This window comes from Mesorhizobium sp. M0815 (assembly GCF_040319995.1).
Classification (GTDB): domain Bacteria; phylum Pseudomonadota; class Alphaproteobacteria; order Rhizobiales; family Rhizobiaceae; genus Mesorhizobium.
On sequence record NZ_JAMYOU010000006.1, the window covers coordinates 186,162 to 203,616 of the forward strand.

At 62.6% G+C, this 17,455-nt stretch carries 19 protein-coding genes; 7 read left to right on the forward strand and 12 right to left on the reverse strand.

Annotated elements, in window-relative coordinates:
- Positions 1 to 51: 51 nt before the first annotated feature.
- Positions 52 to 333, reverse strand: coding sequence for a hypothetical protein (locus tag NKI01_RS10155; protein ID WP_023721174.1), 282 nt, complete (start codon positions 331 to 333; stop codon positions 52 to 54).
- Between the two features lie 129 nt (positions 334 to 462).
- On the opposite strand from NKI01_RS10155, the gene NKI01_RS10160 reads away from it, so the two are divergent.
- Positions 463 to 1,326, forward strand: a complete 864-nt coding sequence (locus tag NKI01_RS10160) for an SDR family NAD(P)-dependent oxidoreductase (protein ID WP_023721175.1) — start codon at positions 463 to 465, stop codon at positions 1,324 to 1,326.
- A gap of 40 nt (positions 1,327 to 1,366) precedes the next feature.
- Here NKI01_RS10160 and NKI01_RS10165 read toward each other — a convergent pair whose 3' ends face one another.
- The 3 genes from NKI01_RS10165 to NKI01_RS10175 form a co-directional block, all read right to left on the reverse strand.
- The gene (locus NKI01_RS10165) at positions 1,367 to 1,798 is read right to left on the reverse strand and encodes a low affinity iron permease family protein (protein ID WP_031194582.1); all 432 of its coding nucleotides are present in this window, start codon (positions 1,796 to 1,798) and stop codon (positions 1,367 to 1,369) included.
- An 87-nt stretch (positions 1,799 to 1,885) separates the two neighbouring features.
- The gene (locus NKI01_RS10170) at positions 1,886 to 2,527 is read right to left on the reverse strand and encodes a DapH/DapD/GlmU-related protein (RefSeq protein WP_352481528.1); all 642 of its coding nucleotides are present in this window, start codon (positions 2,525 to 2,527) and stop codon (positions 1,886 to 1,888) included.
- Positions 2,528 to 2,623: 96 nt separating this feature from the next.
- Positions 2,624 to 3,112 carry a CreA family protein gene (locus NKI01_RS10175; RefSeq protein WP_023721178.1) on the reverse strand — a complete coding sequence of 163 codons (489 nt, stop codon included), beginning with the start codon at positions 3,110 to 3,112 and terminating at the stop codon, positions 2,624 to 2,626.
- Between the two features lie 207 nt (positions 3,113 to 3,319).
- Here NKI01_RS10175 and NKI01_RS10180 point away from each other — a divergent pair, with 207 nt between their 5' ends.
- Together NKI01_RS10180 and NKI01_RS10185 are read left to right on the forward strand one after the other, a co-directional pair.
- The gene (locus tag NKI01_RS10180) at positions 3,320 to 3,898 is read left to right on the forward strand and encodes an SCO family protein (protein ID WP_352465122.1); all 579 of its coding nucleotides are present in this window, start codon (positions 3,320 to 3,322) and stop codon (positions 3,896 to 3,898) included.
- Between the two features lie 11 nt (positions 3,899 to 3,909).
- On the forward strand, positions 3,910 to 4,782 hold the full coding sequence (locus tag NKI01_RS10185; RefSeq protein ID WP_023721180.1) for a 50S ribosomal protein L11 methyltransferase: 873 nt from the start codon (positions 3,910 to 3,912) through the stop codon (positions 4,780 to 4,782).
- A gap of 31 nt (positions 4,783 to 4,813) precedes the next feature.
- Here the strand turns inward: NKI01_RS10185 and NKI01_RS10190 are convergent, their stop codons facing one another.
- Positions 4,814 to 5,158 (reverse strand): hypothetical protein, encoded by a 345-nt coding sequence (locus NKI01_RS10190; RefSeq protein WP_348633244.1) that lies wholly within the window; start codon positions 5,156 to 5,158, stop codon positions 4,814 to 4,816.
- A 36-nt stretch (positions 5,159 to 5,194) separates the two neighbouring features.
- Between NKI01_RS10190 and NKI01_RS10195 the strand changes: the two genes are divergently transcribed.
- The gene (locus tag NKI01_RS10195; RefSeq protein ID WP_023721182.1) at positions 5,195 to 7,039 is read left to right on the forward strand and encodes an aminopeptidase P family protein; all 1,845 of its coding nucleotides are present in this window, start codon (positions 5,195 to 5,197) and stop codon (positions 7,037 to 7,039) included.
- Here the strand turns inward: NKI01_RS10195 and NKI01_RS10200 are convergent.
- Positions 7,029 to 7,919, reverse strand: coding sequence for a LysR family transcriptional regulator (locus NKI01_RS10200; RefSeq protein ID WP_352788534.1), 891 nt, complete (start codon positions 7,917 to 7,919; stop codon positions 7,029 to 7,031). The genes NKI01_RS10195 and NKI01_RS10200 overlap by 11 nt on opposite strands.
- A gap of 113 nt (positions 7,920 to 8,032) precedes the next feature.
- On the opposite strand from NKI01_RS10200, the gene NKI01_RS10205 reads away from it, so the two are divergent.
- The gene (locus NKI01_RS10205) at positions 8,033 to 8,323 is read left to right on the forward strand and encodes a hypothetical protein (protein WP_156948172.1); all 291 of its coding nucleotides are present in this window, start codon (positions 8,033 to 8,035) and stop codon (positions 8,321 to 8,323) included.
- An 89-nt stretch (positions 8,324 to 8,412) separates the two neighbouring features.
- On the opposite strand, the gene NKI01_RS10210 is transcribed toward NKI01_RS10205, so the two are convergent.
- Positions 8,413 to 9,930 (reverse strand): winged helix-turn-helix domain-containing tetratricopeptide repeat protein, encoded by a 1,518-nt coding sequence (locus tag NKI01_RS10210; protein ID WP_352963049.1) that lies wholly within the window; start codon positions 9,928 to 9,930, stop codon positions 8,413 to 8,415.
- A gap of 154 nt (positions 9,931 to 10,084) precedes the next feature.
- Between NKI01_RS10210 and NKI01_RS10215 the strand changes: the two genes are divergently transcribed.
- Positions 10,085 to 10,531: a cupin domain-containing protein gene (locus NKI01_RS10215; RefSeq protein WP_502895805.1), complete on the forward strand. Its 447-nt coding sequence runs from the start codon at positions 10,085 to 10,087 to the stop codon at positions 10,529 to 10,531.
- 42 nt (positions 10,532 to 10,573) lie between these two features.
- On the opposite strand, the gene NKI01_RS10220 is transcribed toward NKI01_RS10215, so the two are convergent.
- Together NKI01_RS10220 and NKI01_RS10225 are read right to left on the reverse strand one after the other, a co-directional pair.
- Positions 10,574 to 10,870: an AzlD family protein gene (locus NKI01_RS10220; protein ID WP_023721187.1), complete on the reverse strand. Its 297-nt coding sequence runs from the start codon at positions 10,868 to 10,870 to the stop codon at positions 10,574 to 10,576.
- The gene (locus NKI01_RS10225) at positions 10,867 to 11,595 is read right to left on the reverse strand and encodes an AzlC family ABC transporter permease (RefSeq protein WP_352855193.1); all 729 of its coding nucleotides are present in this window, start codon (positions 11,593 to 11,595) and stop codon (positions 10,867 to 10,869) included. The genes NKI01_RS10220 and NKI01_RS10225 overlap by 4 nt, the downstream gene beginning before the upstream one ends.
- Before the next feature lie 242 nt (positions 11,596 to 11,837).
- Here NKI01_RS10225 and NKI01_RS10230 point away from each other — a divergent pair, with 242 nt between their 5' ends.
- On the forward strand, positions 11,838 to 12,635 hold the full coding sequence (locus tag NKI01_RS10230; protein WP_352963051.1) for a class I SAM-dependent methyltransferase: 798 nt from the start codon (positions 11,838 to 11,840) through the stop codon (positions 12,633 to 12,635).
- A gap of 16 nt (positions 12,636 to 12,651) precedes the next feature.
- Here NKI01_RS10230 and NKI01_RS10235 read toward each other — a convergent pair whose 3' ends face one another.
- The 3 genes from NKI01_RS10235 to recN all read right to left on the reverse strand — a co-directional run bounded on the left by NKI01_RS10235 (position 12,652) and on the right by recN (position 17,454).
- Complete coding sequence (locus NKI01_RS10235; RefSeq protein WP_352844519.1) at positions 12,652 to 13,344, reverse strand: DUF2461 domain-containing protein; 693 nt, start codon at positions 13,342 to 13,344, stop codon at positions 12,652 to 12,654.
- Entirely contained in the window at positions 13,344 to 15,551 is a 2,208-nt protein-coding gene (gene ligA / locus NKI01_RS10240) for an NAD-dependent DNA ligase LigA (protein WP_352844520.1), read from the reverse strand. The genes NKI01_RS10235 and ligA overlap by 1 nt, the downstream gene beginning before the upstream one ends.
- 229 nt (positions 15,552 to 15,780) lie before the next feature.
- Complete coding sequence (gene recN, locus NKI01_RS10245; protein WP_352963054.1) at positions 15,781 to 17,454, reverse strand: DNA repair protein RecN; 1,674 nt, start codon at positions 17,452 to 17,454, stop codon at positions 15,781 to 15,783.
- Position 17,455: the final 1 nt, after the last annotated feature.

Sequence of the window (17,455 nt, forward strand, 5' to 3'; positions counted from 1 at the left end):
TCCAACGAGAAGATAGAGCCCATCCCGAATTTTATCGGGATGGAACAGGCTCTAGCCTCGCATTTCCTTCAGCTTTTCCGCTACCGAGGCGGCAAGGTCGGCGTAGCGCTCCTCCAGCCGCTCGGCCGCCTTGATCACTGAAAAATCATGGCCGAACTTTTCCAGCGCCATACGCAGCTTTTCGACGAACTCCGCCTGTTTTTCGAGCGCCGAAAAAAGTGTTTTCACTTGCGCTTCGCTGATGTCGGGATTGGCAAGCATTTGCGGCACTTCGCGGCTCATCTGGTCGCCGGTTGCGGTCTGTTCTTTCAGGATCTCGATCCAGTCGGTCAATCGTCAGTCTCCTTTTTCGATATCAGCATGCGCAGCGCCCGCCGACGCGGTCAACCCGAAGATACCGGCATCGGCTTGCGCGAGCCTCGTTCCGCGCTAAGTTCGCCGCGGCCAGAACAGGAGAAAATCATGACCACCAACGCCGAGATCCAGACCGCCCTGCCCGCACTTGCCTCCGGTAATGTCGCCGTCATCACCGGCGCGGCCAGCGGCATCGGCCTTGCCGCGGCCAAACGACTAGCGGCGATGGGCATGAAGATCGTGCTGGCCGACATCGGCGGCGCACGCCTCGATGAGGCCCGACACGCCGTCGCCGCCATCGCCGGCGAGAGCGCCGTGCTTGCTGTTGCAACTGACGTCTCGAAAGCCGACGAGCTCGACCGACTGGCCGAACGGACATTCGGCGCCTTCGGCGACGTCTCGCTGCTGATGAACAATGCCGGCGTCGGCAACAACCCCGGCAAGCCCTGGGAGAACCGCGAGGCCTGGAAGCAGTTGCTGGACATCAATTTCTGGGGTGTCATCCATGGCGTCGAGGCCTTTGCGCCGCGCATGCTGGCGGCGGGAAAGCCGGGTCTGATCGTCAACACCGGCTCCAAGCAAGGCATCACCACGCCGCCCGGCAACCTCGCCTACAACGTCTCCAAGGCTGGCGTGAAGACCTATACCGAGGGCCTTGCACACGCGCTGCGCAACGAGCCCGGCGCCAATGTCGCGGCGCATTTGCTAATTCCCGGGTTTACCTTTACCGGCCTGACCGAAGGTGCGACCGAAAAGCCGGCCGGCGCCTGGACCGGCGAGCAGGTCATCGACTTCATGCTGGCCTCGGTGCTGCGTGGCGATTTCTACATCCTGTGTCCCGATAACGAGGCGACCCGGTCCATGGACGAAAAGCGCATGGCTTGGGCGATTGGCGACATCATCGAGAACCGCCCTGCCCTGTCGCGCTGGCACCCGGACTACAAGGAAGCCTTTGCAGCATTCATGAAATGATCCGGCGAACGTCGCGCAGGAACCCGGACAACAGGCTCCCTCACGCCGAAGCGTGCTTCTTCGCGTTGCGCTTCTTGGCCACGGCTTTGGGTGCGGCCATGTCGGCAACCTGTTCGTCGTGCCGCTTCGCCGCGCGTTCACATTTGGCCCGGATTTCCTCGACTTCGGATTCGGTCAGGTGCTCGATGCCGATAAAGGTATTCTTGGCTTTGCTGACGCGGATCAACTCGTCGAGCTTGGCCTGGATCGCTGCACTGTCGCGGTTCTGGGTGTTCTGGATGAGAAACACCATCAGGAAGGTGACGATCGTGGTGCCGGTATTGATGACGAGCTGCCACGTGTCGGAAAAGCCGAAGACCGGACCGCTTGCCGCCCAGACCACAATGATCAGGAAACAGACGGCAAACGTCGGCGGCAGACCGGCAAGATGGGCGATATGGTTGGCGATCCTGGTGAACAGCTTTTCGATCATGGCAGGGAGAAACAATCGGCAACTGCTTCGAGTTCCCTGCGAGGAGGAATTCACGGTCAAACAGCGCACGCGCCGCGCTCGCAACGATCAGGCGGCGTCGTTTTCCCAGCGGTCGAGGAAAGCCTCGATAGGCAAGGCCTGCATGTCGGGGACTGCCCTGGCCAGTTTCTCGACCGGCCAGTCCCACCAGGCAAGACGTTCGATCCGTGCCGCAGTTTCCGCGCTGAAGCGCTGGTACAATGGCCTGGCCGGAACGCCAGCGACGATTGCATAGGCCGGCACGTCGCGCGTCACCACCGCGTTGGCACCGACGATCGCGCCGTTGCCGATCACTATGCCAGGCATGATCACCGCGCCATGGCCGATCCAGACATCATGGCCGATGCTGACGGCTTTCGCCCGCCGTCGGTTGCGGAACGCCTGATCGACACCCAGCCAGCGGAAGTACTCGTTGGGCCGGTAGCTGATCTTGTGTTGCGTCAGCCGCTCGACCGGATGTTCCAGCGCATTGATGCGGCTGTTGGCGGCAATCGAGCAGAATTTGCCGATCGTCGTATAGATCGCTTCAGCGTGGCGCTCGAAGTAGGAGAAATCGCCGACCGTCACCTCGCGTAGGATGACCCGCTCGCCGATCGACGCATAGCGTCCAAGCTTGCACGCCTTCAGCTCCGCCGTCGGATGGATGCGCGGCTCGGGATCTTTCAGGACAAGGTGTTCGGGACGGTCCATGCGCGCGCTTTACGCCGGCACGCATAGTCTCGCAAGCCGAGTGCAGCGCCGCGCATCCGTTTGGATGCGCCAAGGACCCTGTAGCACCTTCAGTCTCTATTTCGGCTTGCCGCTGGTCCACACCACGTTCTGGCCGTAGAGCGGCACGGTGGTGACCGACATCTTTGCCGAGCCATCCTGCACCTGGCGCGAATGCGATAGGTAGATCAGCGTCTCGTTGGCCTTGTCGTAGATGCGGTTCACCACCTGCTTTTTCCAGATCAGGCTGATGCCTTGCTTGAACACCTCCTCGCCGGCCTCGCTCATGTCGATGTCGCCAATGGTGATCGGCCCGGTCTGGCGGCAGGAGATCGAAGAATCGGACGGGTCCTCGAACCAGTTGCCTTTCTGCAGGCGGTCGATCATGCCACGGTCGAAATAGGAGACGTGGCAGGTCACGCCCTCGACCTTCGGATCCTTGATCGCCTCGACGATGATGTCGTTGCCGAGCCAATCGACGCCGACCTTGCCGACTTCCTCGGCGACGGCCGCGCCGGCACCAATGACCAGGCATGCAGCCAACGCGCCGCCAATCAATTTTCGCAAAGAGGCCTCCTGCGGTTCGAATTTTGCCGACCTCAGGTGGGACGAACGGCGGCGCTTTGCAAGCAGATCGCCTTCCCACAGCATTGCCGGTTGCGGCAACGCGACATCTTTGCGTCGGTGCGACTGAACCGCTAAGAGTGATCGCCAAGCTGGGGCCTTCACGGCGCCAATATGGCGGCCGATGGAAATCACGACGGACTTTCACTGATGATGCGTTCAATTCTGGTCGGCATTCTGGTCCTGATGGCCGCAGGCATCGGCTGGCTCACCTTCGACTGGTACCGCGGACATTATGGCGGCGAGCCGTTCGGAGCGCCATTTACGCTGGTCGACCAGAAGGGCGCGCCGGTCACCGAAGCCGCCTTTCGCGGCCACCCCAGCGTCGTTTTCTTCGGCTTCACGCATTGTCCGGAAGTCTGCCCGACCACGCTTTTCGAGTTGGCCGGCTGGCTGAAGACGATGGGCGACGACGGCAAGAATCTGCGCGCCTATTTCGTTACGGTCGACCCGGAGCGCGACACGCCCGAAATCATGAACACCTATGTCAGCAATTTCTCCGATCGCATCCTCGGCATCACCGGCGATCCCGACAAGGTCCACGCCATGGCCAAGTCCTTCGGTATCTACTGGAAGAAAGTCGACACGAACGACGGCGACTACACGATGGACCACACCGCTTCGGTGCTGCTGCTCAATGCCAAGGGCGATTTCGCCGGCACCATTGCCTATGGCGAAAGCCCGGACGCCGCCATCGCCAAGCTCAAACGGCTGGCGGCGGAAGGTTGACATATCCGGTAATGACGCAGACGCGTTTGTATTTCACCGCGGGCAAGATCGAGGCTGATCGCATCTTCGCGGCGCTCGGTGCGGCGTTCGACGATGAGGGCCTGCCGGTTGCGGTGCTCGAGGTCGACGAGGACCGCGACATCCACGAAGTATCGCTCTATGCGGACGACAACGTCGATGCGGTCGAGGCGCGGCTTAGGGACATCCTTGCCGGACTGTCGCTGTCGAAATCGATAGAGCGCGAAGCGCTGCCCGACATCGACTGGGTGGCGCGCTCGCTGGAGGGGTTGAAGCCGGTGCGGGCCGGGCGCTTCTTCGTCCATGGCGCGCATGACCGCAGGAAGCGCCACAGCGGTGAGCTCGCCATCGAGATCGAGGCCGGCCTTGCCTTCGGCACCGGCCATCACGGCACCACCGCCGGCTGCCTCGAAATGCTGGAGCAGGTCATAGAGCGCGAGCATCCGCGCAACGCGCTCGACCTTGGCACCGGCAGCGCGGTGCTCGCCATCGCGGTGGCCAAGCTCGCTCATATTCCAGTGCTGGCGACCGACATCGACCCGGTCGCCGTCAAGGTGGCCGCCGCCAATGCGCGGCTGAACCATGTCAAGGCGCTCATTGAAACGGTGGCTGCACCCGGTTTTCATCATCCGATCTTTGCCGCGCGTGCGCCCTTCGACCTGATAATTGCCAATATATTGGCGCGGCCGCTGATGCGGCTGGCGCCGCAAATGGCCGGGCATATCGCGCGCGGTGGCTCGATCGTTTTGTCAGGCATTCTCGAGCGCCAGCGCGACGCGGTGATCGCGGCCTATGTCGGCCAGAAATTCCGGCACGTCCGCACCTTGCACCGCGAAGGCTGGGTGACGATCCATCTCAAGCGCTGAGGCGCCGCGCCTTCAACGCATCCGCTCGGACCTAGCGAGAGTTCGCCGCTTTCTTCAGCTCTTCGCGATCGTAGCCGTGAGCTTTCAGCGTTTCGTCATCAAAGCCAAGCAAAACGCCGCTCACATACCGGCTCGCTTCGCGCTGGCGAGCTTCGATCAGCGCGTTCACAGCGCTTCTGAAAAATCCGCGTCTGGCTGAAATCGTGGACATGATGGTCTCCTTTGCAGGCAATAAGACACGTTCCTCCACGTTAAGAAGGTAAGCCTTGCTGACGCTTTTTGAAATCGCCGATTCTGCATGGCCTCCATGCGCAAAAAGAGGCTGTCGCGACCAGGCATGATCGTTCCGAAAATCGATTCCGATTTTCGAGGTCATGCGCTACGGTCGCGCCAGCATTCGAGGAGAGCCCACATGTTCCAGACCTTCGATTCCGCCGGCGATCCGGCCGTTGGCAAGCCGCGCGTGGCAATGCTACGCCAATGGTTGGCGGCGAATGGGCTGGACGGCTTCATCGTGCCCCGCGCCGATGAGCACCAGGGCGAATATGTCGCCGACCGCTCGGCACGGCTGAAATGGCTGACCGGCTTCAGCGGCTCGGCCGGCGTCGCCATTGTGCTTGGCAAGCGCGCCGCCATGTTTGTCGACGGGCGCTACACGCTGCAGGTGCGCCAGGAGGTTGATCTCGACATCTTTTCGATCGAGAGCCTTGTCGACAACCCGCCGGCCAACTGGATCAAGGACAATCTCGGCAAGGGCGTGCGGTTGGGCTTCGATCCATGGCTGCATACGATCAGCGACGTCAAGGCGCTGAGGGCCTCGGCCGTGAAGTCCGGCGCGATACTGGTGCCGCTCGAACAAAATCCGATCGACGCCATTTGGCAGGACCAGCCCGGGCCGCCACTGGCGCCGGTCGAGATCCACCCGATCGGCTTTGCCGGCGAACTGGCCAAGGACAAGTTGGTCCGGCTGGCGGCAGCCATCGAGAAGGAGGGCGCCACCCATGCCGTATTGACCGACCCCTCCTCCATCGCCTGGGCCTTCGACATCCGTGGTGGCGACGTGCCGCACACACCGCTGGCGCTCGGCTTTGCCGTGCTCGCCGCCGACGGATCGCATCTGCTTTTCATGGACCAGCGCAAGTTCTCACGCACCGTCGCAGCCTATCTGACGCAGCTCGCCGAATTGCACGAACCCGGTGAATTCGAAACAGCGATCGTCACCCTGGCCAAGGGCGGTGCAAAAATCGCGCTGGACCCCGCTCTGGCGGCGGAGAAGCTCAGCATGCTGGTCGAGGACAATGGCGGCACCGTCACTGCCGCACCGGATCCGGCCCGCATCCCACGCGCAACGAAGAACAAAGCCGAGATCGCCGGCGCCCGCGCCGCGCATCGCCGTGACGGAGCCGCCGTCGCCAAGCTGCTGTGCTGGCTCGACCGTCAGGAACCCGGCACGCTCGACGAGATCACCGTTGTCACCAGGCTCGAGGAGACGCGCCGGCAAACCGGCGACGAAACACAGATGCCGCTGCGCGACGTCTCGTTCGACACAATCTCCGGCGCTGGTCCCAACGGCGCCATCATGCACTATCGCGTCTCCCGCGCCACCAATCGCAAACTGGAGCATGGCGAGCTGTTCCTGCTCGATTCCGGCGGACAGTACCAGGACGGCACCACCGACATCACCCGCACAGTGCCGATTGGCGCGCCGACGGAAGAGATGCGCGAGCGCTTCACGCTGGTGCTGAAAGGCATGATCGGCATCTCCATGCTGCGCTTTCCACTGGGCACGCGCGGCTCCGAACTCGATGCCGTAGCGCGCCTGGCGCTATGGAGACACGGCTGCGATTTCGCCCATGGCACCGGGCACGGTGTCGGCTCCTATCTTGCCGTACATGAGGGCCCGCAGCGTATCGCCAAGACCGGCACCGAAAAGTTGCTGGCCGGCATGATCGTCTCCAATGAGCCCGGCTATTACAAGGAAGGTTCTTACGGCATCCGCATCGAAAATCTCGTCCTGGTCACTCCGGCTGAGATGGTCGAAGGCGGTGACATCGCCATGCATGGCTTCGAGACGCTGACGCTGGCGCCGATCGACAAGCGGCTGATCCGGTCGGATCTGTTGACGCGTGACGAGTTGCATTGGCTCGACGAATACCACGCGCGGGTGCTGGCCGAGATCGGGCCGATGCTCGACGGCGAGACGCTGGCCTGGCTGGAAAAGGCAACCGCCCCGCTGCCGCACGACTTCAAGCAATAGCGGCGGCGGCAACGCCGGTTGACAGGCTTTGCTCCGCAAGCAGTTCTTGCAAAGCCGTGACGTTGGGAGAACCGGCTCCCTTGCGCCAGAACAACACCGTGACGGCGTTGTCTTCGTCAGAGGGCAGTTCGTGCAGCTTTAGCCAGCGGCTCTCCGGGAAACCCGAAAGCACACTTTTCGGCATCAGCGCTATGCCCATGCCAGCCACCACGCAACTAAGGATGGCATGGTATGAACCAAGCTCGATGGTTTTCTCGGCCATGAACCCTCTGCGCGCGTACCATTGTTCCAGCCGCTTGCGGTGCGGGCAGCCGTGCTCGAAGGCTATCATGGTTTTGGGCATGTCCAGGCGGTCGTCGATCGAAACGCGCGATGCCGCCGAGACAATGATCAGCTGCTCCTGGAATGCGGGCAGCTTTTCGAACGGAGCGTCGGCGATGGGCTCGGCGGCGAACGCCGCATCGAGTTCGCCGGCAAGCATGGCGGTCGCGAGAACCTGCGGGTTGCCGGTGCGCAACTGGATTTCCACTTCGGGATAACGTGCGTGATAGTCGGCGAGCAGACTTGGAAGCCGTGCCGCGGCGGTGCTCTCCATGGCACCTAGGCGAAGCGTGCCGCGCGGGCGTGGATCGAGCATCGCCGTTCGCGCCTCCTCTGCAAGCGCCAGCAGCCGATCCGCATAGCCGATCAATTTGTGACCGGCGGGCGATACGTGCAGGCGCTTGCCCTCCCGGATAAACAGCTGCACGCCGAGATCCTCCTCGAGCTGCCGGATGCGTGTGGTCACGTTCGATTGCACGCGAAACAGTTTTTCCGCTGCCCTGGTGATTCCGCCCTCGCGCACCACCGTGCGGAAGATGCGCAGATCGGCCAAATCCATATATCTCTCCTGGAGAACATAACGATCTTAATTATTCATTTTAGCTGATTAGCCCTTTCCCGTAAATCGTCGGTGTAGCTGCCGATCAACACGGCAAACCAGGGGAGATGGAAATGTCGCCTGAGCCCTTCGGCATCCAGCCGATCGATCTAAGCGCATTGACGCCGAAGCAGCGCGAGGCGCTCTATAGCGGCGCCGTGCGTCGCGCCCACCAGGAGAGAGCGGAGGCGATCCGGCTGAGCCTGTCGCGGGTCGCGTCGATATTCAAGAAGCCTGCTGGCTGGGCAGGAGCTATTGTTTCGTTCGCTGGGCTTATGGGCGCTGCGGCGAAGCGTACGATCAGAAGTGGTGATTTTCGCAATGGCGGTGGGTCGGCTATCGACCGGACCGCAGCATCACCCTGAGTGCGAAGCCGACCTGGCTTGTGCTGCCCAACAACTGCGTGACCGACATCACACAGACGACGCCAATCTGCAGGGGATTGACCGCAGCCTTACTGCTGCCAACCGGCTTTCTTCAACAGATCCGCCATCTGGTCTGCCCAATGTGGATTGCGCAGCCTGAGCGGCGCCAAGGCATCGCCTGTAGGGTTCTCCATCTCCCGCATCAGTTCGACGCAAGATCTTGCCTCCGGCAGACGGCCAAGCGAGACGTAGCAGCAGGCGAGTGTTTCATGGGTGGGTCGCCACGTGGGACCGACCTTGCGAGCCTCAATCGCCGCGACGAGCCCCTCGTTTGCCTGCCCCGCAAATAGATAAGCGAGCGCCAGGACATTAAACCAGACGAAGTTCTGCGGATCGTACCGGTTCAACATAAGGCCGTGTTCGAGCGGCGCTATCGCTTCGGATGCGCTGCCGCGGAAAAGCTGCCCCATTCCCATAGCCAGATGACCAAGAGCGAAACTTGGGCTGATCTCGATCGCTCTTTCCGCAGCAAGAACGGCTTGTTCCTGCGCATTGGCATAGATGCTGCAGATGGCGAGCGCATAATGCGAATAGGGATTTTTCTCGTCGAGCCGAACCGCCTTCAGGGCTGCATCCAGGCCTTCTCGGATATCCTGTGCCGGCTTGTCGCTCCAGCCGTAAGCGACGATGCCGGCGCTCACCCGACCGAGCCAGAGATGGGCCTCTGCGAGTTCAGGATCGAGCTTGCACGCCAGCCGAAATAACTCGCGGCCACGCAAGTGAGTTTGACGGCCGACGTGGTGAAAATGCCAGGTACCTTGCCGCACCAGGTCCCAGGCCGTCGCATTTCCGCTGTTGCGTCCAACGGCTGGGAGCGACTCCGTCTTGAGCAGTTCGGGTTCGATCGCACCAGCCACCCGCTCGGCTATGGCATCCTGGACGGCGAACGCCTCCGTCAGTTCCATCTCGTATCGTTCGGCCCAGATCTGATTGGCCGAGGCGGCATCGACCAGTTGCGTCGAGACCCGGATCTGCTGGCCGGACCGGCGCACACTTCCTTCCAAGACATAACGGGCGCCAAGCTCGCGGGCCACCTGTTTGGAGTCGACCGACTTGTCCTTATAGACGAAGCTGGAATTGCGCCCGATCACCCGGAACCATCGGAACCTTGTCAGCGCGGTGATGATGTCCTCGGTGATGCCGTCAGCCAGATAGGCCTGTTCCCTGTCGCCGCTGACATTGGCGAACGGCAACACCGCAATGGACGCCCTTTCGGAGAGACCCGCCAGTTGGCTCGGAAGCGCATCGTCTGCAGCGGGGTCAAGCACATGAACACTGCCGGCGAAGCGATATCCGGTGCGGGGGACGGTGGCGATCCATTCGCTGCCGTCCGGCTGCGGGCCGAGTAGCTTGCGCAGGGCGGCAATCTGCACCGAAAGATTGCTTTCCTCGACGACGGCATCGGACCAGGCGGCCTCCATGAGGGCCGTCCTGCTCAGCGCCTGCGTCGGTGCCTCCACCAGGGCCTGAAGCAACGACAAGCCTTTTTGCCCGACCGCAACTGGCTTGCCCTCGCGAACAAGCGTCCCGCGCAGCAGGTCGAGCACGAACGGCCCGAACGCGAAGCGTCGCGGTGCTGAAGCATCTCGCTTTCCGGCTTCGGAAGAATTCGGAACTTTTCGCCTCCTGTTAAGGACTTCGGACGGGGGACTGATCATTCTGGCCGTCCTTCGCACAGACTAACACAAATGGAGGTTCAAGATGATGATGTTGAAACAGCCGGCCGCAATGGACAGTGCTGCGCCCAGCGAGGGAAAGGCTTTGGTTGTTAGGGGCGGCGAGGCTTATCGGGCCGAACAGGGGTCGGACTATCTGCCGGGAATAAGTGCTGAGACCGTCGGAGCGAAGGCCCTTTGGCTGGGCGTCGCCTCAATCCCGCCGGGCAAGCGGACCAAAGCCCATGTCCATGCGCGCCACGAAACAGCATTTTATATGCTGAGCGGAGACGAGTTGGAGATGTGGAGCGGGGACGAACTGCAGTTTCGCGACCTCGTGCATCCCGGCGACTATCTCTACATTCCCGCCAACGTGCTTCACGTTGCCGTGAACCGGGCAAGCACGCCGGCCACCTTTATTGGCGCCCGCAACGAACCGACCGCACAGGAGAGTGTCATTCTCTTCCCGAAGATGGACGGCAAAATACCATAGAGCGGCGATCTGGCAGGAAGACAGGCGTACTCCGTCGGTCCACTACCCGACGAGCTGCCGCGCAAGGATCAGCACGGCAGCACCCGCCAGGAACATCGCCATCAGCCCGCCGCGCAGCGAGACCAGGCCGGCAACAATCAAGGCTGCCCATTCCGCCGGTCCGGCGCTGAGCGCCGCCGGCGCCACCAGCGTGGTCAGCACCGCCGCCGGCACGGCGCTGAGCCCGGCCTCGACGCGCGGATGGATATGGTCGAAGCGTGAGATCACCAGATGACCGCCGATGCGGGTCAGATAGGTCGCGATCGAAGCGGCGACGATGATCCACAAGGTCGTGCTCATGGCCGTGTCTCCACGCCGCTGTGGCGGGGCGGCAGGATGACGGCGAGCAGCACGCCGGCCAGCGCACCTATGGAGACATGCCAGGGCGAGCCGACGGTTTTGTACGCAATGGTGGAGGCGGCAGCGCTGGCGATGACCACCGGCAGCCACAGCGGCCGCTTGCGGAAGCTCATGACCAGGCCGAGAAAATAGATCGGCAGCAGGAAGTCGATGCCCAGCACATGGGTGTCGGGAATAAGCTTGCCGAACATCGCGCCGAGCGCGCTTTCGATGACCCAGAACACATAGACCGGCAGCCCAAGCCCCATATACCAGGTAAACCCGACGGTTTCGCCGGCCTCCGCCTTGCGCTCGGCCATCGCGAACTGCGGATCAGTGAGCACGAAATAGCCTATCGCCTGCTGGATCAGTGGCCAATGCGCGATGCGCCGGCCGATACCGGCCGAATAGAGCACGTGGCGAAAATTCACCGCGAAGATCGACAGCACGATCAGCCACGGCGCGACATGCTGGCCGAACAGCTCGATGCCGACCATCTGGCTGGCGCCGCCGAACACCGTTGCGCTCATCAGGAACGCTTCGAGCACGGAAAACCCGTTGTCGACTGCGAGCGCCCCGAACAGCAATGCAAACGGCGCCGATGCCACCACGACGGGCATGCTGAGCCGCACGCCGTCCCAGAAATCGCTTTTCGCACTGTTTTCGGAGATTGCTTCCGCCGACATCAATCGCCTCCTCGGGACGGTCGTATGTAGGGAGGGCCGCCCTCCTTGTCACACCAATTCGATTGAGGCAAATGATCAGCGGAAGTGATGGCTGAGGCGGGCGGCAAGGCGCTCCAGTGCCCAGTGGATAAAAATCAGACGCTTGGCACCTGGGAGGGCATATCCGTTGGCGCCCATCGGTCCTTGCCAAAAGTGGCGGCCACAGACCCAAGGCCAGAGGTGGTTCCCCAGAGGTGGTTGCAATGAGCGAATTTTTCATCGATCCAAAATTCGGCCGCCTGGCCTTCGGCGCCGATCCCGGCAGCTATCACGCGACGCGGCCTGGCTATCCTGATTGGGTATTCGAAATTCTATGTGAACGGTGCCGTCTCGCCCCTGGCACGGCGACGTTCGAGATTGGCGCAGGTACAGGAACTGCTACGCGCCGCTTACTCGAACTGGGCGCGAGCCCGATGCTCGCCATCGAGCCGGATTCTCGCCTCGCGACTTTCCTTTGCGAGACTATTCAGGACAAGGCGCTCTCGGTGAGCGTCTCTGCGTTTGAGGATGCCGTCCTTGAGAAGGCCGGTTTTGATCTCGGCGTCAGCGCCACTGCCTTTCATTGGCTGGATGAGGACACCGCGCTGGTCAAGGTCGCCGAGCTGCTTCGGCCGGGCGGCTGGTGGGCAATGGTCTGGAATGTATTCGGCGACAACAGTCGCCCCGATCCCTTTCATGATGCGACGAAGGCACTGCTTGAAGGGCCTTCGAGCCGTTCGGCGGGCTCAAATGGTATTCCGTTCGCCCTTGATGCCGAGGCCCGCGTGGCGGCGCTGGAGCGAACCGGCGCGTTCGATTCCATCGAACATGGGACAAGTGTCTGGTCGCTCGTCCTCGATCCTGACCAGACGGTCGCCCTCTATGCCACTTTTTCCAACATCAACATCCGCAGCGACCGCAAAGCAATCCTGGCGGAGCTGGGTCGCATCGTCCGCGACGAGTTCCAAGGCTCCATAACCCGCAACATGACCACCAGCCTCTACACTGCGCGGCGCATTTGACTGTCTGATTTATCCGCTAGCGCGGCGAAGCCTTGCCTTCGATCGCCCTGCCCCAGTCGAGCAGCGGTTTTGCCCGCATGACGAAGTCGACGAGTTCGTCGACCAATCCAGCTCCATAAATATCCGCCGGCTCGACTGCGTGCCGGACGGCAAAATGCCGATTGCGGATCGCGGCAGCGAGATCGGGCTCGGCGATATGCTCGAAGCCGCGCGGCGTGCGCTTCATGCAGCCGTCCGGGTCGAGCTCAAGGCCGTTCTTTTTCAGCGCCGCGACGAGGGTGCGGAATTCAGCCGGCCGCTTCGCGATCGCGTTGCGCAGTGCCAGCAATAGCTCCGGTCCGGGCTGCCACCAGGCAACGGCGGCAAAGCAGCGCTCGAGCCCGATATGGACGTAAAACACGCCCTGTTCCATCTTGGTGCCGTCAGGCGAAAGGATCGCCGACAAATGCCGGTTATAGGGCCGTTTGTCCTTGGCGAAACGCACATCGCGGTTAATCCGGAACAGCGACTTCTTGCGGTCGCCGCGCAGGCCGAGCCCCGCGGCCGTGAAGCGCTCGGAGAGCGTCTCGACCAGATCGCCGAAGGGATCACGCAGGTCGCGTTCGAAAAGGTGGCGGTTTTCCAAAAACCACTCCCGGCTCTGATGAAAATCGAGCGCCTTGAGGAAGGGAATGGCCTTTTGCCCAAAACCGTAGAACACAGCCGCCATCACCCGCCCTTGCCGATCCGCTGCAGCCAGGTGTCCTCGTCGATCACCTCGATGCCGAATTTGGTCGCGTCCTTCAGCTTGGAACCGGCGCCCGGCCCCGCTACCAGGAGATCGGTCTTCGCAGAAACCGAGCCGGCGACCTTCGCGCCGAGACGTTCAGCCATCGCCTTGGCCTCGGGGCGCGTCATCTTTTCCAGCGTGCCTGTAAACACGATTGTCTTGCCGGCGACCGCACTATCGGCTGAGACGTTCACAATGTATGGCTTCGGGTGGACCTGTGTGAGCAGCGCTTCAAGCACGGCGTCGTTGCGTTCATTGCCGAAGAAATCGCGAAGCGCACCTATCACCGTATCGCCGATGCCGTTGATCGAAGGAAAAACGGTGTGTGGATCGGCCGCCGCCGCCGTCTCCTTGCCAATGCGGATCAACTCCTCGATCGTCGAGAAGGTTCGGGCAAGCACAGCGGCCGTCGTTTCGCCGATATGGCGGATGCCCAGCGCAAAGATGAAGCGATCGAGTTCGGGTTCGCGGCGAGCGTCGATGGCAGCGAAGAGCTTGTCGAGGCCGTCGTAGTTGCGTTCCTCGACACTGCGTACATTCTTGCGCGTCTTGCCCGATGCGGCCTCACGCTGCCTGGCCTGCTCCTCCCGCCGTTCCGCCAGCGCCTTGGTGACGGCGGGACGGCGGTCCCTGAGCGTGAAGATATCGGCAGCTGTCTTGATCAACCCGGCATTGAAGAACAGGTCTATGTTTTCAGCGCCCAGGCCTTCGATATCCATGGCGCCGCGCGACACAAAGTGGCGCAATCCTTCCACGGCCTGCGCAGGGCAGATCAGCTCGCCGGTGCAACGTCGGCGGGAATCCTCCTTGCCGGTCTTCTCGTTGATCTCGCGCGTTGCGGGTGAGCCACAGATCGGACATTTGTGCGGGAATTCGTAGGGCACGGCATCTGGCGGACGCTTATCGGCTACGACGCTGACGATCTGCGGAATGACGTCCCCTGCCCGCTGGATGACCACTGTGTCGCCGATACGCACGTCATAGCCGTCGCGGATCGGCTGGCCGTTGCTATCCAGACCCTTGATGTAATCTTCGTTGTGAAGCGTGACGTTTTCGACCACGACGCCGCCGACCGTGACGGGTGCAAGCCGGGCAACGGGCGCCAGCGTACCGGTACGGCCGACCTGAATGTCGATCCTCAGCACGGTTGTCATGGCCTGTTCGGCCGGAAATTTGTGGGCGATGGCCCAGCGTGGTTCGCCAGTGACGAAACCCCATCTGCGCTGCAATTCCAGCTGGTCGACCTTGTAGACGACGCCGTCGATGTCGTAGCCCAGTGATGAGCGCTGGGTCTCGATCAGGTGATAATGCGCGACCAGTTCCTCGACCGATCTTGCCCGGACCATCAGCGGGCTGACCTTGAACCCCCACTCCGCGAATTTCTGCACGGAATCGTACTGGGTCGGAGCCGGATCCTTTGTGGTAAAGCCCCAGGCGTAGGCAAAGAACTTGAGGTTGCGGCTGGCGGTAATAGACGGGTCCTTCTGACGGAGCGACCCGGCCGCGGTATTGCGCGGATTGACGTAATCCTGGCCGCCGATCGCCGCCGAGCGCTGCTTCAACGCCTCGAATTCCGCGTAGGTCATATAGACCTCACCGCGTATTTCGATGACCTCGGGCCAGCCCGATCCCTTCAAGGTCTTGGGAATGTCGGCGATGGTCCTCAGATTGGCGGTGATGTCCTCGCCAACGGCGCCGTCGCCGCGCGTTGCCCCCTGCACGAACACACCACCTTCATAACGCAGCGAAGCCGACAGCCCGTCGATCTTCGGCTCAGCCGTGAAGGCGATGTCCAGATCCTTGTCGCGATCAAAGAACCGCCGGCCACGTACGATGAAATCGGCGACATCCTGGTCGGTATAGGCCTTGGCGAGGCTGAGCATCGGCACCGCATGACGCACCTTGGCAAAGCCTTCCGCCGGTGGCGCGCCGACCCTGCGTGAGGGGGAATCCTCACGCAGCAAAGCAGGGAAGCGCTGTTCGATGGCGAGATTGCGCCGCGTCAGCGCGTCATATTCCGCGTCCGTGATTATCGGCGCGTCCTCGCCATGGTAGCGCCGGTCGTGCTCGGCGATCTCCTGCGCCAACCGCTTCAACTCGCTTGCCGCCTCGCTTTCGCTGAGCGAATCGACTGGTTTTTCGTCCATACACTGCTCCCTCCACGGTGGCGCGACACAATAGAACAGGATTCTCTCATGAGGGAGAGATCAGACACGGAAATCATTCCTGAACAGCAGGATGGAGCCAGACCCTGACTCAGGTCACGAGCGCCGGAAACGAACTCGTCTAGAGCAATTCCAGGAAAAGTGTGAAACGGTTTTCCGTCCGGAATTGCGCAAAACAAAGAGGTAGAGCGGTTCGGCGTGATGAACCGCTCTACGCTGCCGCGATGTTCTCCCGCAGCAAGCGCTCGGCCGCCGCGCGCGCCTCGTCGGTGATGGTGGCGCCGGCGAGCATGCGCGCGATCTCCTCCTGCCGCGCCGCCCGGTCCATCTCGGCGATGCCGGTCGACACCCGGTCGGCCCCGCCTGACTTGGAGATCAGGAAATGCGTCGCGGCGCGCGCCGCCACTTGCGGCGCGTGCGTGACCGAAAGCACCTGCACGCGCTTTGCCAGCCGCGCCAGCCGCTGGCCGATGGCGTCGGCAACCGCGCCGCCTACCCCGGTGTCGATTTCGTCGAAGACCAGGGTCGGCGCCGAGCCGCGATCGGCCAGCGCCACCTTGAGTGCCAGCAGAAAGCGCGAAAGCTCGCCGCCGGAAGCGACCTTCATCATTGGGCCGGGCCGGGTGCCGGGGTTGGTGTGCACCCAGAACTCGACCTGGTCGATGCCTTCTTCCCTGCGGCTCCCGGCATCGCTTGCGATCTCGACGATGAACTCAGCCCGTTCGAGCTTCAGCGCCGGCAGTTCGGCCATTACCGCCTTGGTCAGCCCTGCGGCCGCCGCATGGCGAAGCGACGACAGCTGGGCCGCCGTAATGTCATAGGCCTGACGCGCAGCTGCAGCCTGTCTCTCCAGCGCATGCAGGCGCTCTTCGCCAGCGTCGAGATCGGTAAGGTCGGCCGCCATGGTGTCGCGCAGTTGCGCCAGATCGTCGACAGCGACGCTGTGCTTGCGCGAGGCGGCACGCAGCGCAAACAGCCGCTCCTCGGCCTTCTCCAGCCGCTGCGGATCATATTCAGTGGCGCGAAGTGCTGCTTCCACGCCCGACTGCGCCGCGTCGAGCGACAGCATCGCCTCGTCGAGCGATTTGACGACCTCTTCAAGCAAGCCGGGCGCTTCCGTCACCTTGCGCTGCAGCCGCCTGAGCAGGCTGGCCAACTGCGGCAAGGGTGAGGACGGGCCCGAGAGCACATCCTGCGCATCGTGGATTTCCGAGGCGATCTTTTCGGCACGCATCATCGAGGCGCGCAGTTCGGCGAGCTCGGTCTCTTCACCCGGTTGCGGATCGAGCCTGGTCAATTCGGCGACCGCCGCACGCAGATAATCGGCCTCGCGGGAAGCCGCCTCGACTTTGGCCCGGTGCCGTGAAAATTCCTGCTCGCAGGCGCGCCAGTGCCGCCACGCCTCGCCTGTTGCACGCGCGGCGCCCAGATGACCGCCGAAGCTGTCCAGCAATTCCCGATGCGCACCGGGATCGACCAAAGCGCGCTCGTCGTGCTGGCCGTGGATCTCGACCAGCGCATGGCCGACGTCGCGCATCAGCGTCACGCTGGACGGCTGGTCGTTGACGAAAACGCGCGTGCGGCCGTCCGCCGTCTGGACGCGGCGCAGGATGATGTCGCCGTCGTCCTCGAGGGCGTTCTCGGCGAGCAGCATACGGGCCGGGTGGTTGCGCGGCACGTCGAACACAGCGATGACCTGGCCTTGTGCCGCGCCATGCCGCACCAGCGAGGCGTCGCCGCGGGCGCCAAGCGCCAGCGACAAGGCGTCGAGCAGGATGGACTTTCCGGCGCCGGTTTCGCCGGTCAGCACCGAAAGGCCGGACGAGAAGTCGATGTCCAGCTTCTCGATCAGAACGATATCGCGGATCGACAGCCTGGAGAGCATG

Bases quoted from the DNA above. Each gene is read 5' to 3' on its own strand.
- NKI01_RS10160 (WP_023721175.1), top strand. From the start codon at position 463: ATGACCACCAACGCCGAGATCCAGACCGCCCTGCCCGCACTTGCCTCC.
- NKI01_RS10165 (WP_031194582.1), bottom strand. From the start codon at position 1,798: ATGATCGAAAAGCTGTTCACCAGGATCGCCAACCATATCGCCCATCTT.
- NKI01_RS10170 (WP_352481528.1), bottom strand. From the start codon at position 2,527: ATGGACCGTCCCGAACACCTTGTCCTGAAAGATCCCGAGCCGCGCATC.
- NKI01_RS10180 (WP_352465122.1), top strand. From the start codon at position 3,320: ATGATGCGTTCAATTCTGGTCGGCATTCTGGTCCTGATGGCCGCAGGC.
- NKI01_RS10185 (WP_023721180.1), top strand. From the start codon at position 3,910: ATGACGCAGACGCGTTTGTATTTCACCGCGGGCAAGATCGAGGCTGAT.
- NKI01_RS10190 (WP_348633244.1), bottom strand. From the start codon at position 5,158: ATGACCTCGAAAATCGGAATCGATTTTCGGAACGATCATGCCTGGTCG.
- NKI01_RS10195 (WP_023721182.1), top strand. From the start codon at position 5,195: ATGTTCCAGACCTTCGATTCCGCCGGCGATCCGGCCGTTGGCAAGCCG.
- NKI01_RS10200 (WP_352788534.1), bottom strand. From the start codon at position 7,919: ATGGATTTGGCCGATCTGCGCATCTTCCGCACGGTGGTGCGCGAGGGC.
- NKI01_RS10205 (WP_156948172.1), top strand. From the start codon at position 8,033: ATGTCGCCTGAGCCCTTCGGCATCCAGCCGATCGATCTAAGCGCATTG.
- NKI01_RS10215 (WP_502895805.1), top strand. From the start codon at position 10,085: ATGATGATGTTGAAACAGCCGGCCGCAATGGACAGTGCTGCGCCCAGC.
- NKI01_RS10220 (WP_023721187.1), bottom strand. From the start codon at position 10,870: ATGAGCACGACCTTGTGGATCATCGTCGCCGCTTCGATCGCGACCTAT.
- NKI01_RS10225 (WP_352855193.1), bottom strand. From the start codon at position 11,595: ATGTCGGCGGAAGCAATCTCCGAAAACAGTGCGAAAAGCGATTTCTGG.
- NKI01_RS10230 (WP_352963051.1), top strand. From the start codon at position 11,838: ATGAGCGAATTTTTCATCGATCCAAAATTCGGCCGCCTGGCCTTCGGC.
- NKI01_RS10235 (WP_352844519.1), bottom strand. From the start codon at position 13,344: ATGGCGGCTGTGTTCTACGGTTTTGGGCAAAAGGCCATTCCCTTCCTC.
- ligA (WP_352844520.1), bottom strand. From the start codon at position 15,551: ATGGACGAAAAACCAGTCGATTCGCTCAGCGAAAGCGAGGCGGCAAGC.
- recN (WP_352963054.1), bottom strand. From the start codon at position 17,454: ATGCTCTCCAGGCTGTCGATCCGCGATATCGTTCTGATCGAGAAGCTG.